A 13,137-nucleotide genomic window follows, 5' to 3' on the forward strand; every position below is an offset into this window, starting at 1 on the left:
GGCGGCCAGGGCGGTCAGGGTCTCGGCGCGGTAGTAGAAGTCCTCGCGCAGCACCTGGTGTTCGCGGCCCTCGGTGCGGTCGAAGGTGAAGTCGAAGAAGCCGCCGGGGGCGAGGATCCGGCCGACGTGGGCCAGGCACTCGTCGATGACGGGGAGCGGCGAGTGCGAGAAGACGCTGTGCGCGTGGACGACGTCGAAGTGCCCGGTCGGCAGGAAGTCGAAGGTCAGGTCGTGGGTGAGGGTGAGGTGCGGCAGCTTGGCCTGGAGGCCGTTGCGGGACAGCGTCTCCTTGGCGCCGATCAGGATGTCGGGCGAGATGTCGATGCCGTAGTAGCCGCCGGGGTCGAGGTAGTCGATGAACCGCCAGCCGGCGCGCAGGTTGCCGCAGCCGATGTCGAGCATCCGGTGCTCGGGGGCGAGGCCGTGGTCCCTGAGGTAGTCGAACTGGAGCTTGCCGAGCGCCAGCCACCGCCGGTGGTCGCGGCTGCCGACGGCCGCCTCGGGGCTGCGGGCGGTGTCCGAGGCCATCACGGCGCGGTAGTAGGCGACGTGGTCCCGGTGGCGGGCGCGCAGCCAGGCGTCGCGGGCGCCGCGTCGCAGGTGGGGGACGATCCGCTCGGGGTGGCCGAGGGCGTAGCGCAGCCGGTGCGCGAGGCTCGACCGGTCGACCGAGAGCCGGCGCGGGGCGCGATCCGCACTGTCCATGCTTCGTAGCGTGCGGCAAGGTCGCGTTGATCACCAGGCGAGCGGGAGGACGCCCTTGCGTCCGGATACCCCCTAGGGGTATACAGGAGACCTGGGGTCGGCAATACCGCCCTGGGGTATCCTGGCCGCCGAGGAGACGTGATCAGCGATGGCAACCAGCACTTCCACCACATCCAGCGCATCGAACGCATCCGGCACAGCCGGCACAGCCGCCGCCGGCGACGCGACCTCCGAGGTCGAGCTCGCCATCGGCGGCATGACCTGTGCCTCGTGCGCCGCCCGGATCGAGAAGAAGCTCAACCGGATGGAGGGGGTCAGCGCCACCGTCAACTACGCCACCGAGAAGGCGCGGGTCGCCTTCGCCGAGGGCGTCACCGTCACCGACCTGGTCGCCACCGTGGAGGCCACCGGCTACACGGCCGAGCCACCACCGCCGCCCCGCGCCGCGACCGCCGAGCCGGCCGCCGACGAGGGCGCCGAGGTCGACGAGCTCGGCCCGCTCCGGCACCGGCTGCTGGTCACCGTGGCGCTGGCCGCCCCGGTGATCCTGCTCGCGATGGTGCCCGCCTGGCAGTTCGACTACTGGCAGTGGCTCTCGCTCACCCTCGCCGCGCCTGCCGTGGTCTGGGGCGGCTGGCAGTTCCACCGCGCCGCCTGGACCAACGCCCGGCACGGCGCCGCCACCATGGACACGCTGATCTCGGTCGGCACCGTGGCCGCGCTGCTCTGGTCGGGCTGGGCGCTGTTCTTCGGGGACGCCGGGACGCCCGGCATGACCCACCCGTTCGAGCTCTCGATCGAGCGCGGGGACGGCTCATCCGCCATCTATCTGGAGGCCGCCGCCGGCGTCACCGCCTTCCTGCTCACCGGCCGCTACTTCGAGGCCCGCGCCAAGCGGACGGCGGGCGCCGCGCTGCGCGCCCTGCTGGAGCTGGGCGCCAAGGAGGTCACGGTGGTGCGCGAGGGCGGCCGCGAGGAACTGGTGCCGATCGGCGAGCTGGCCGCCGGCACCCGGTTCCTGGTCCGCCCGGGCGAGAAGATCGCCACCGACGGCGTGGTCGTGGAGGGCTCGTCCGCGGTGGACGCCTCGATGCTGACGGGCGAGTCGGTGCCGGTCGAGGTGACCGTCGGCGACCCGGTCACCGGCGCCACGCTGAACGCCGGCGGCCGGCTGGTCGTGGAGGCCACCCGGGTCGGCGCTGACACCCAGCTGGCCAGGATGGCCCGGATGGTGGAGGACGCGCAGAACGGCAAGGCGGCCGCCCAGCGGCTCGCCGACCGGATCTCGGCCGTCTTCGTGCCCGTCGTGATCACCCTCGCGCTCGGCACCCTGGGCTTCTGGCTGGGCTCCGGTTCCGGGCTCACCGCCGCCTTCACGGCCGCCGTGGCCGTGCTGATCATCGCCTGCCCGTGCGCCCTCGGCCTGGCCACCCCGACCGCGCTGCTGGTCGGCACCGGGCGCGGCGCCCAGCTCGGCATCCTGATCAAGGGCCCCGAGGTGCTGGAGAACACCCGGCGGGCCGACACCATCGTGCTGGACAAGACCGGCACCGTGACCACCGGCAAGATGACGCTGCTGGCCGTGCACACCGCGGCCGGCACCACGGAGGACGAGGCGCTGCGGCTCGCCGGCGCCCTCGAGCACGCCTCCGAGCACCCGATCGCACGCGCCGTCGCGGCCGCGGCGACCGAGCGCGGCGGCGCGCTGCCGGCCGTCGAGGACTTCGCCAACGTGCCGGGCCTCGGTGTCCAGGGCGTGGTCGAGGGGCACGCGGTGCTGGTCGGCCGGGAGCGGCTGCTCGCGGACTGGGCGCTGGCACTGCCCCAGTCGCTGGCCGAGGCCAGGGCGGCGGCCGAGGAGCGCGGCCGCACGGCGATCGCGGTGGCCTGGGACGGCGAGGCGCGGGCGGTGCTGGAGATCGCCGACGCCATCAAGCCCACCAGCGCGGAGGCGGTGCGCCGGCTGCGCGCGCTCGGGCTCACCCCGATCCTGCTCACCGGGGACAACGAGCGGGTCGCCAGGGCGGTGGCCGCCGAGGCCGGCATCGACGAGGTGATCGCCGAGGTGCTGCCGGAGGACAAGGTGGCCGTGGTGCGGCGGCTCCAGGACGAGGGCCGCACGGTGGCCATGGTCGGCGACGGCGTCAACGACGCGGCCGCGCTGGCCACCGCCGACCTGGGCCTGGCCATGGGCACCGGCACCGACGCGGCCATCGAGGCGGGCGACCTGACACTGGTCCGCGGCGACCTGCTGGTCGCGGCGGACGCCATCCGGCTCTCCCGCCGGACGCTCCGCACCATCAAGAGCAACCTGTTCTGGGCCTTCGGCTACAACGTCTCGGCGCTGCCGCTGGCCGCCGCGGGGCTGCTGAACCCGATGCTGGCGGGCGCGGCGATGGCCTTCTCCTCGGTCTCGGTGGTGGCGAACAGCCTGCGGCTGCGCGCCTTCCGCGCCAGGGAACTTTAAGAACTCTTGGGAATCGGGGAACTCCGGGAACCCGACATCCGTTGACGGTGCGAGATCGACAGACAGCGGATTGTGACGGGGAGAGCGGTTATGTGGGATCGGATCAAGGACTCGGCCAAGGGCTTGCAGCAGTCGAGGGGCGGCTCGGGCGGCGGCCGCCCGGGCGGTGCCCCGGGCGGCGGCTCCGGCGGCTCGCGCTCGCAGATGATGGGGATGTTCAAGACCCAGCTGGCCTCGATGAAGACGGAGCTCAAGAGCGGCGGCTACCGGGACGCCAGCATGGCCGTCTGCGCCCTGGTCGCCGCCGCCGACGGCACGGTCGACGCGGCGGAGCGGCAGCGCGTCGAGTCGCTGATCGTCAGCAACGAGGTCCTACAGAACTTCCCGCCGGACACGCTGCGGCAGCGGTTCAACAAGCACGTCGACCAGTTGGTCTCCAACCCGCAGTTCGGCCGCGGCGCGGTGCTCGAGGAGATCGCCAAGGTCGCCAAGAAGCCGATGGAGGCGCGGGCCGTCATCCAGACCGGCATGGTGATCGCCGGCGCCGACGGCTACTTCGCGCAGGCGGAGCTGCACGTGCTGCGCGAGGCGTGCGGGGTGTTGAACCTCTCCCCAACGGAGTTCAACCTCTGATTGGCCGTAGGCGAGCGGAATTGACCGTTTCGGATCACTAGGAGCAAGCTTTAGAAGGTACTTGACGACCCTTTACTGGGTCATGCCTGTTCTTGACCGGCCGCGGTGAACTCTTGGCACATGCGAAAGATCTCCTTTGCCGGGCGCCGCACCCTCGGCGCCGCGACTCTGGTCACCGCCGGCCTGCTCACCGTCGGGGCGGCCACCGCCTCGGCCTCCAACACCGACAGCGCCTCCCACCGGCAGCCCACCGAGCGGGAGATCCGCGCGCTGTTCGACGAGTGGAACGACGCGCTGGCCACCGGTGACCCCGAGGTCGTCGCGGACCGCTACGCCGAGGACGCGGTCCTGGAGCCCACGCTCTCCAACCGGATACGCACCGACCGCGAGGGCATCGTCGACTACTTCGAGCACTTCCTCGCCCAGGACCCGGACGGCGAGATCGACGAGTCCTACGTGGACGTCCTGGCCAGGAACGCCGCGGTGGACTCCGGCGCCTACACCTTCCACCTGACCGACCCCGAGACCGGCGAGCAGCGGGACGTGGCCGCTCGCTACACCTTCGTCTACGAGAAGGACCCGGCGACGGGTGAGTGGCTGATCGTCAACCACCACTCCTCGGCGATGCCGGAGGGCTGACGCGGCCTCGGGTGGGCGGGGCCTCCCCCGCCCACCCCCGCCCACCCCCTGGCCGTCAACTGCCGGGCCCTCTGCCGCCGGGCCCTCTGCCGCCGTCAGGGTCGCCGGGTGGGCGACAGCGTTCGCCAGGACATCAGGGCGGCCACGGCCGAGGCCGCGCCGGCCAGCGCGACGACCAGCCCAGGGGCCACGAATTCGCCCAGCGCGCCTCCGGCCGCGGCGGCCAGGCCCTGCAGCGTCATCGTTCCGGTCAGCAGCAGGCCGAACGCCTGACCGCGCCGCGTCTCGGGCACCGCGTCGAGAAACCTGTGGGCCAGTGCGAGCTGGTAGGCGACGCCGAAACCGGACACCGTCAACAGGACGGCGGCCCACACCGGTGCGGGGCTCAACGCGAACCCCAGCAGCGGCAGTCCGAGCGCGAGCGCGAGCGGGCCGGCCAGCCGCTCCCGGCCCGCAGGGCTCACCAGTCGACCGACGACCAGGTTCCCGGCGAACATCCCCGCGGCGACCGCCGCGAACAGCGGACCGGCCGCGTCAGGCGCGCCGACCTCCGCGGCATACGGGACCAACACGCCCTCGGCACCGACCATCAGCGCCGGCGCCAGCCACTGCGCGAGCAGCAACGCCCGGACCGCGGGCCGGCGCATCAGCGCCCGGTTCACCCGCCAGGTCTCGCTGATGCCGGCCGAACCGCCGGTGCGGCGGCGCGGGTAGTCGGCCAGCCGCAGCCGCAGCAGTCCCGCCGAGGCCAGGCAGGTCGCGGCGGTGATCCAGAGCGCGCCCGGCGCGCCGACAGCGGCGATCAGCATGCCGCCGGCGGCGAAGCCGAGCACCTGCGTGCCGCCGGCCGCCATGGAGAACACGGCACGGCCGAGCACGTAGCGGTCGCCGTCCAGCAGGTCGGGCAGCAGTGCGGTGCGCGAAGCGGAGGCGACGGCGCTGGGCAGACCCGTGACGAACACGAGCGCCACCATGGCCGGTACCGGCAGGACACCGGCCGCGAGCACGGCGCTGACCGCGGTGCGCAGCACCTCGTAGCCGATCATCACGGTGCGCGGGGGCCAGCGGTCGGCGAAGGCCAGGAGCAGCGTGCCGCCCAGGGCATAGGGCAGGAAGCCCGCCGCGTACGCGAGCGCCGACATCAGCGCCGACCCGGTCGCCGCGTAGACGATCACGGACAGCGCGAGCATCCGCACCGTCTCGCCGATCAGGAAGAGCGTGTAGCTGCCGAACAGGACCCGGAACTGCCCCACGGCGAAGACCTCGCGGTAGGTGGCCGGGCGTGGGCCGACGGACGTGGTGGTCATGGCCGACAGCGTCACGGCAGCCAGGCCACCGTGACTATGCTTTCGTGTGGAGGCGAAACATGCTGGCCATCGAGGTGGGACCCGTCGACGTGGCGCGTACCCGCTACGCGATCTCGCCGCTGGGCGAGGCGATGCAGGCGCTGCGCGTCGCGGCCGGCGTGCAGGCCGCCGGCCCGCTCCGGCCGTGGGCCGAGCGCATCGCGCCCCGGTACGAGCGGCTGCGCGGGCAGGTGCCCGCGGTCGGGGCGCTGACGGCGCTGTTCCGCCACGGCGGCTACAACGCCGACTTCATCCATCCGCCACCGTCGGGCTCCGGGGGCGACTTCGCCGCCGAGCTGGCCGTCGTGCGCGCCACGCCGCTGCGCCGTGCCCGCCTGGAACTGGCCCGCAACCTGGCGGGACTGCGGACGCCGCCACGCCACGTGCGGGGCATCCTCGACGCGCCGGACGTGGTCACCCGGCTCGCCGACGCGCTCGAGGCGAGCTGGCGGGCCCTGGTCGAGCCGGACTGGCCGCGGCTGCGGGCGGTGCTGGAGCGTGACCTGGTCCGCCGCGCCGGGCATCTGGCGATGTACGGCTGGGCGGCGGCGCTGTCCGATCTCGACCCTCGGGTGAGCTGGCGCTCGGCGGGGCAGGCCGGGACCATCGAGGTGCGCACGGGCTCGCGGACCGAGTGGGACCGGCACCGGCTGGCCGGCGAGGGCCTGCTGCTGATGCCGACGGTGTTCGGCACGCTGATCAGCTATGTCGAGCCGCCGTGGCCCTACGCCCTGGTCTATCCCGCCCGCGGCATCGCGGACCTGCTCGGCCCCGTGGCGCGTACACCGGGCGGTGAGGCCCTGAGCCGGCTGGTCGGCCCGCGCCGCGCGGACGTGCTGCGGGCGCTGGACGTCCCCGCGACGACGACGCAGCTCGTCGCCCAGCTCGGCCTGAGCCTGGGCACCGTCGGCAGCCATCTGGCGGTGCTGCGCGACGCCGGACTGGTCACCCGCACCCGCACCGGCCGGGCCGTCCGCTACGAACACACACCGCTGGGCGCGGCCCTGGCGAACGGCTGAGTGCCGCCGGGCGGCCCGTCGGGCCAGCAACGACGAGGATCCGCCGTCGTCCTGGCGGTCGGGGAAGGCCGAATCCACGGCTGACCGTTGTCGGGTTTCCGGTGGGCGGCGGGGCCGCCCACCGGAGCACCGGCTACGACTTCTTCCGCAGGGCGATGTGGAGTTCGCGGAGGCGGGCCTCCGAGACCTCGCTCGGGGCGCCCATCAGCAGGTCCTGGGCGTTGCCGTTGAGCGGGAAGGCGATGGTCTCGCGGATGTTCGGCTCGTCGGCCAGCAGCATCACGATCCGGTCGATGCCGGGGGCGATGCCGCCGTGCGGCGGGGCGCCGAAGCGGAAGGCGCGGAGCATGCCGCCGAACTCGGTTTCGACCTCGTCCCGACTGTAGCCGGCGATCTCGAACGCCCGGTACATGAGGTCCGGTTCGTGGTTCCGGATCGCGCCCGAGGACAGCTCGACGCCGTTGCACACGATGTCGTACTGCCACGCCAGGACGTCGAGCGGGTCCTTGCTGTTCAGCGCCTCGATGCCGCCCTGCGGCATGGAGAACGGGTTGTGCGAGAACTCGATCGCGCCGGTGTCCTCGTTCCGCTCGAACATCGGGAAGTCGACGATCCAGCAGAAGCGGAAGACGTTCTCCTCGAAGTGCCCGGCCCGCTTGGCGGCCTCGACCCGGACGACGCCCATGATCTTGGAGACCTCGTCGAAGTCACCGGCCCCGAAGAAGATCGAGGTGCCCGCGGTGGCGCCGACCGCGCCGAGCAGCGCGGAGACGTCGGACTCGGTCAGGAACTTGGCGATCGGCCCGGTCAGCGTCCGGCCGTCCTCGCCGACCCGCACCCACGCCAGGCCCTTGGCGCCGAGCGAGATCGCGAAGGCGCCCAGCTGGTCGAAGAACTTCCGCGGCTGGTCCGCGGTGTCCGGCACGGCGAGCGCCCGCACGTGCTGGTCGGCGAACGCCTTGAAGCCGGAGCCGGCGAACACCTCGGAGACGTCGACCAGTTCCAGCTTGGCCCGCAGGTCGGGCTTGTCGGAGCCGTACTTCAGCATCGCCTCGCGGAACGGGACGCGCGGGAACGGCGAGGTGACGTGCCGGCCGCCGCCGAACTCCTCGAACAGCTCGGTCATCACCTTCTCGATGACGCCGAAGACGTCCTCCTGCTCGACGAAGCTCATCTCCATGTCGAGCTGGTAGAACTCGCCGGGCGACCGGTCGGCCCGCGCGTCCTCGTCGCGGAAGCAGGGCGCGATCTGGAAGTAGCGGTCGAAGCCGGCGATCATCAGCAGCTGCTTGAACTGCTGCGGCGCCTGCGGCAGCGCGTAGAAGGTGCCGGGGTGCAGCCGGGACGGCACCAGGAAGTCGCGCGCGCCCTCCGGCGAGGTGGCCGACAGGATCGGCGTGGCCAGCTCGGTGAAGTCCTGGTCGGTCATCTTCCGGCGGATCGCCGAGATGACCTGGCTGCGCAGCATGATGTTGCGGTGCATCCGCTCGCGGCGCAGGTCGAGGAAGCGGTACTCCAGGCGTCGTTCCTCGTTGACGCCGTCCTCCGCGTTGATCGTGAACGGGATCTGCTCGGCGCCGCCGAGCACCTCGATCTCGCCGACCTCGATCTCGATCTCGCCGGTGCCCAACTCGGGGTTGACGTTCTCCGCGCCGCGCCCGACGACCCGGCCGTCCACCCGCAGCACGGTCTCCTTGGCGAGCGAGCTCAGCCGCTCGTTGACCGCGTCGTAGCCCGCCGAGCCGGGGCGGACGACGAGCTGCACGATGCCGTGGTGGTCACGCAGGTCGACGAAGAGGATGCCACCCAGGTTCCGCCGATTGTGCAGCCAGCCCGACAGCCGGACGTCCTTGCCGATGTCGGTGGCGCGCAGCTCACCGCACGTGTGGGACCGGTACCGATGCATCGCTCATCCAGGTTATTAGCTCTTATGGGACGGTCCCTCAGCGTACCGCCGCGTTCCCGGCCCGCTCGCCCCGCTTCTCCGCCCGCCGGGCGGCCGGGTACCGCCCGCCCGGCGGGAGGCGACATACCGGCATAAGGTAGATCATGATGCGCACCGAGGACGTGCTGGCCGCCTCCGGAACGGGGGTGTGGGTCTGGGACCACGCCCGCGGCGTCGGCGTGCTCGACGCGACGGCCGCGGCGCTCTTCGGTCTCGACGCCGCCCCCACCACCCTCTCCCAGGCGGCCATCAGGTCCCGGATCCCCATCCAGGACTGGATGGAGATGCAGCGCGTCGCCGTCCTGGAACAGTCGGAGGGGCGGGTCGCCGAGCACGAGCTGCGGGTGGTGGACGAGTCGGGCGAGGTGCTCCGCCGGGTGCGTGTCCGCCTCAACCGGGTGGTCGGGGAGGGCCTGGTCGGCACGCTGGTTGAGGTGCCGTCGTTCGCGGAGCGCGAGCGTCCCGAGCGCGAGCGGCCGGGCGGCGTCGACTGGGACTGGGAGCGGGCCAGGGAGGCGTTCGTCCTGGAGGCCGGGCAGGCGCTCTCGGAGGCGAGCACCCCCCAGGAGGTGCTGCGGGAGGCGGCGGCCCTGGCCATGCCCGGGTTCTCGCCCGACGGGATCGCCATCTACTCGCGGGAGGGCGACCGGCTCTGGCTGGCCGAGTACCACGGCACCCCCATCGACACCAGCGGCCTCGAGTTCCCGATGCCGATCAGCGCCCGCTACCCGGCGGCCGAGGTGCTGCGCACCGGGCGCGCGGTCTATCTGAGCACGCCTGAGGAGTACGCCGAGCGCTATCCGCGCTACTGGCCGGTCATCGAGCAGTACCACCGGGCGTCCTGGGCCTATCTGCCGCTGGTGGTGGCCGGCCGGCTCATCGGCTCCTGGCTGGTCGCGTTCACCCACCCCGTGGACTTCACCATCGAGAACCGCGCCATGCTCTCCACCCTGGCCAGGCAGCTGGCCCAGGCGCTCTCCAGGACGTTCCTCCAGGACACCGAGCGCGAGCTGGCCGCCGACCTCCAGCACACCATGCGCCCCTCGCCGCGCCCCGTGGTGCCAGGAATGCAGGTGGCCGCCCGCTACGTGCCCACCGGCGGCGGGCTGCGGGTGGGCGGCGACTGGTACGACGTCATCCCGCTGCCGTCCGGCCGGGTGGCGCTGGTCATCGGGGACGTGCAGGGGCACGACGTGCGGGCGGCCGCCGTGATGGCGCAGCTGCGGATCGCGCTGCGCGCCTACGCCTCGGAGGGGCACCGGCCGGACGCCGTGCTGGCCCGCGCCTCCCGGTTCCTCGCCGGGCTGACCGGCGGCGACGGGGCGGGGGACGACCCGCGCTTCGCGACCTGCCTCTACCTGGAGGTGGACCCGCCGACCGGCACCCTGGACGTGGCCAGGGCCGGACACCTGGATCCCGGGATGGTGCTGCCGGACGGCCGGCTGCTCACCCGGCCCACGGCCGGCGGGCTGCCGCTCGGCGTCGACGGCGTCGAGGGGGTCGGGAGCGACTACCCGACGACCAGGCTCAACCTCCAGCCGGGCGAGATCCTGCTGCTCTGCACCGACGGCCTGGTGGAGACCGGCCACCGCGACCTGGACGTGGGCTGGGCCAGGCTCGGCCGGGCGCTGCGCGGGCTGAGCGGGATGGACCTCGGGGATCTCGCGGACGCGCTGATCGAGTCCGTGCAGGAGCCGACCGCGGAGATCCCTGGCCACGCGGTGACGGCGACGACGGCGCTGGCCCGCGCCGACCGGGACGACATCGCGCTGGTGCTGCTGCGGCGCCCGGCCGGGGTCGCCGGGCAGCCGTCCGAGGTGTCGGCGCGGGTGCGGCGTCTGGTGCTGGTGGTGGGGCAGTCGGAGCCGGCGAAGATCGCCGAGGCCCGGCGGGAGTTGACGGCGATGCTGCACGAGTGGGCGGACGCGGAGCGGGTGTTCGGGGCGGTGTTGATGCTCTCCGAGCTGCTGGCCAACGTGTTGCGGCACACGGACGGGGACGCGCTGCTGGTGGCCGAGTTGAGCGGCCGGCCGGGCGACCGGCTGCTGCGGATCGAGGTGAGCGACCCGAGCGACCAGTTGCCGCACCTGCGGGCGCCGGGCGAGCTGGCCTCCTCGGGGCGCGGGCTGCTGCTGATGGACTCGCTCTGCGACGCCTGGGGCTCGGCGCCGCGCGGGATGGGCAAGACGACCTGGTTCGAACTCCACGAGCGGCAGCCGGCCGAGGACGAACCGTCGGGCGCGTAGCCCGAACGGTCGGCCGGGGGGTGGCGCCCGCTCTAGGTTGAGTCAACGTCCTTATCCCATGAGGGGGAGGCTCGATGAGCCAGCTCACGCGAGACGGCGGCGGCCGCAGCATGCAGGGCCGGGTGATCGACGAGATGCGGCGTCGCATCATCAGCGGCGACCTCCCGGCGGGCGCGAGCCTGTCCGAGGTCGTGCTCGCCGAGTCGTTCGGCGTCAGCCGGACGCCGGTCCGCGAGGCGCTCAAGCAGCTCCAGACCGAGGGCCTGGTCGAGATCAGACCCCGGGTCGGCACCTTCGTGACCGCGCCTTCGCGCCGCGAGATCACCGAACTCTTCGAGATGAAGGAACTGTTGGAGGGGGCGGCGGCCAGGCTGCTCGCGCAGCGCGGCCGGGTCCCCGAACTCGACCGCCTGGAGGAGAACCTGCGCGCGGCCGACGCCGCCGTCGCGGCCGACGACCGCGACGGCTACGCCAAGCTGGTGCAGGAGTTCCACGACCTGCTGATCGCCGGCGCCGACAACGCCAAGCTGGCGTCGCACTACCGGATCCTGATGAACCAGCTGGCCTACTCGCGCCTGGTGACCACCTCACTCAGCCAGCCGGGCCGCGCCCAGCTCTCCGACCGGGAGCACCACCACGTGCTGGAACTGATCACCGCCAAGGACGGCGACAGCGCGGAGCGGGTGATGCGGGAGCATGTGCGGGCCAGCCGGCGGGCGTTGATGACCAGCCTGGACGCGACGGAGCGGCCCGCCGGCGCCTAACCCACGGCGGGCGCCCGGTGCCCGGCCAGCGTGAACCGGCGGTCGGGTCCCACCAGGCCGGCCGCCAGGTCGGCCGCTATCTCGCCGATCAGCGGGGCGAACTTGGCGCCGTGCCCAGAGCAGGGCGAGCACACCACCACCGGACCGACCCGGTCGAGCAGGAAGTCCTCGCTCGGGGTGGAGGTGTAGAGGCAGGTGGCCTCGTTGAACGGCTCGGGCGTGAGGCCGGGCAGCCAGTCGCGCACGTAGTCGACCAGCCGCGCGCGGACCGCCGGGTCGACCACCCCGTCCCTGGTGTCCGGGTGGTGCAGCACGCGACCACGGTGCGCGGCGGCCTTCCACCCGCCGCCGGGGCCGCCGTCCCGACCGCCGGGCAGGCTGTACACGGCCAGGTCGGACTCGTCGTGGATGATCACCGGCCAGTGCTCGGACGCCGCCGGATCGCGCCGCGGGAAGTGGAAGATCTGCTGCTGGGTCACGGTCAACGGCGGCAGCGGGACGAGGTCGCCGAGCAGCCCCGCGACCCAGGCGCCGGCGGCCACCACGACCCGGCGGGCGGTCAGCGGCCCGCCGTCCGTCTCGACCCGCACCCGCTCCGCGCCCTCGACGACGATCCGCCGCACCGGCGTCTCGGCCCGCACCTCGGCGCCGCGCCGCTCGGCGAGCGCCGCGAACGCGGCCACCGCGGCGGCCGCGTCCACCGTGCCGGCCTCCGGCTGGTACAGCACAGGCCCGTCGAACCGCAGCCCAGGCCAACGGCGTTCGGCCTCGGCGGACGGCAACAGCTCGTGCTCGACCCCGCACTCGGCGAGAGTGGCGGCGATCCGCTCCGGCTCGCGGACCGGGCCGTGGTCGACGCCGCCGGTGATCCGCAACAGCCGCTCGTCGGCGTCCACCTCGAGCTCGCGCCACAGCACCATGGCCTGGCCGGTGAGCCGCACGTAGTGCGGCTCGTGGTAGGCGCGCCGCACGATGCGGGCGCTGCCGTGCGAGGAGCCGCGGGCGTGCCCGATCGGGAACTGCTCCAACAGCGCCACGGAGCGGCCGCGTCTGCTGGCCGCCCAGGCGGTGGCCGAGCCCATCAGCCCGGCCCCGACCACCGCGATCTCCACGTCCGTCGTCATACGCGCCTCCCCGGATGTCGCGAGCCTCCTGGGCCGTCGAACCTAGCCGCTGCGCGGGCAACCGGCTACCGTCCGCGCACGACTTCCCACCGGCCGGTGGGGGCCTCCCCACCCACCCGCCCTTCGTTCCACGCTCCGCGCGGCTCGGCCCCCGGGCCCTGGCGGGCCCAGCCGGTGTGCGGCGGCTGCGCCGGCCGAGCAAGCGCCCTGTGCTCCGCGCAGGCGGGCCGCGCCGCCGGGCGGGCGTGG

General features: G+C 73.4%; 10 protein-coding genes. 6 read left to right on the top strand and 4 right to left on the bottom strand.

Translation table 11 applies throughout. From position 1 onward, the window contains the following. The coding region (locus tag ACYVPE_RS36720) for a class I SAM-dependent methyltransferase (RefSeq protein ID WP_461038166.1) at positions 1-705 on the bottom strand (705 nt) is incomplete at its 3' end. Positions 706-853: 148 nt separating this feature from the next. Here ACYVPE_RS36720 and ACYVPE_RS36725 point away from each other — a divergent pair. The 3 genes from ACYVPE_RS36725 to ACYVPE_RS36735 all read left to right on the top strand — a co-directional run bounded on the left by ACYVPE_RS36725 (position 854) and on the right by ACYVPE_RS36735 (position 4,444). After that, the gene (locus ACYVPE_RS36725; RefSeq protein ID WP_461038167.1) at positions 854-3,172 is read left to right on the top strand and encodes a heavy metal translocating P-type ATPase; all 2,319 of its coding nucleotides are present in this window, start codon (positions 854-856) and stop codon (positions 3,170-3,172) included. 90 nt (positions 3,173-3,262) lie between these two features. Continuing rightward, entirely contained in the window at positions 3,263-3,805 is a 543-nt protein-coding gene (locus tag ACYVPE_RS36730; protein WP_461038168.1) for a tellurite resistance TerB family protein, read from the top strand. Positions 3,806-3,925: 120 nt separating this feature from the next. After that, positions 3,926-4,444, top strand: a complete 519-nt coding sequence (locus tag ACYVPE_RS36735) for an SgcJ/EcaC family oxidoreductase (RefSeq protein WP_461038169.1) — start codon at positions 3,926-3,928, stop codon at positions 4,442-4,444. Positions 4,445-4,539: 95 nt separating this feature from the next. Here ACYVPE_RS36735 and ACYVPE_RS36740 read toward each other — a convergent pair whose 3' ends face one another. After that, a complete protein-coding gene (locus ACYVPE_RS36740; protein WP_461038170.1) occupies positions 4,540-5,751 on the bottom strand; it encodes an MFS transporter in 1,212 nt (403 codons plus the stop codon). Positions 5,752-5,810: 59 nt separating this feature from the next. Here ACYVPE_RS36740 and ACYVPE_RS36745 point away from each other — a divergent pair, with 59 nt between their 5' ends. After that, positions 5,811-6,809 (top strand): ArsR/SmtB family transcription factor, encoded by a 999-nt coding sequence (locus ACYVPE_RS36745; protein WP_461038171.1) that lies wholly within the window; start codon positions 5,811-5,813, stop codon positions 6,807-6,809. A gap of 133 nt (positions 6,810-6,942) precedes the next feature. Here the strand turns inward: ACYVPE_RS36745 and aspS are convergent, their stop codons facing one another. Beyond that, positions 6,943-8,715 carry an aspartate--tRNA ligase gene (gene aspS, locus ACYVPE_RS36750; protein WP_461038172.1) on the bottom strand — a complete coding sequence of 591 codons (1,773 nt, stop codon included), beginning with the start codon at positions 8,713-8,715 and terminating at the stop codon, positions 6,943-6,945. Between the two features lie 143 nt (positions 8,716-8,858). Between aspS and ACYVPE_RS36755 the strand changes: the two genes are divergently transcribed. Together ACYVPE_RS36755 and ACYVPE_RS36760 are read left to right on the top strand one after the other, a co-directional pair. Further along, a complete protein-coding gene (locus tag ACYVPE_RS36755; protein ID WP_461038173.1) occupies positions 8,859-11,000 on the top strand; it encodes an ATP-binding SpoIIE family protein phosphatase in 2,142 nt (713 codons plus the stop codon). Between the two features lie 74 nt (positions 11,001-11,074). After that, positions 11,075-11,764: a GntR family transcriptional regulator gene (locus ACYVPE_RS36760; protein ID WP_461038174.1), complete on the top strand. Its 690-nt coding sequence runs from the start codon at positions 11,075-11,077 to the stop codon at positions 11,762-11,764. Here the strand turns inward: ACYVPE_RS36760 and solA are convergent. Then, positions 11,761-12,888, bottom strand: coding sequence for an N-methyl-L-tryptophan oxidase (gene solA / locus ACYVPE_RS36765; protein ID WP_461038175.1), 1,128 nt, complete (start codon positions 12,886-12,888; stop codon positions 11,761-11,763). The genes ACYVPE_RS36760 and solA overlap by 4 nt on opposite strands. Positions 12,889-13,137: the final 249 nt, after the last annotated feature.

This window comes from Streptomyces mayteni, assembly GCF_054783955.1.

Coding starts and splice junctions, on each gene's coding strand:
- ACYVPE_RS36755 (WP_461038173.1), top strand. CDS start 8,859: ATGATGCGCACCGAGGACGTGCTGGCCGCCTCCGGAACGGGGGTGTGG.
- ACYVPE_RS36745 (WP_461038171.1), top strand. CDS start 5,811: ATGCTGGCCATCGAGGTGGGACCCGTCGACGTGGCGCGTACCCGCTAC.
- ACYVPE_RS36725 (WP_461038167.1), top strand. CDS start 854: ATGGCAACCAGCACTTCCACCACATCCAGCGCATCGAACGCATCCGGC.
- ACYVPE_RS36760 (WP_461038174.1), top strand. CDS start 11,075: ATGAGCCAGCTCACGCGAGACGGCGGCGGCCGCAGCATGCAGGGCCGG.
- ACYVPE_RS36730 (WP_461038168.1), top strand. CDS start 3,263: ATGTGGGATCGGATCAAGGACTCGGCCAAGGGCTTGCAGCAGTCGAGG.
- solA (WP_461038175.1), bottom strand. CDS start 12,888: ATGACGACGGACGTGGAGATCGCGGTGGTCGGGGCCGGGCTGATGGGC.
- ACYVPE_RS36735 (WP_461038169.1), top strand. CDS start 3,926: ATGCGAAAGATCTCCTTTGCCGGGCGCCGCACCCTCGGCGCCGCGACT.
- aspS (WP_461038172.1), bottom strand. CDS start 8,715: ATGCATCGGTACCGGTCCCACACGTGCGGTGAGCTGCGCGCCACCGAC.
- ACYVPE_RS36740 (WP_461038170.1), bottom strand. CDS start 5,751: ATGACCACCACGTCCGTCGGCCCACGCCCGGCCACCTACCGCGAGGTC.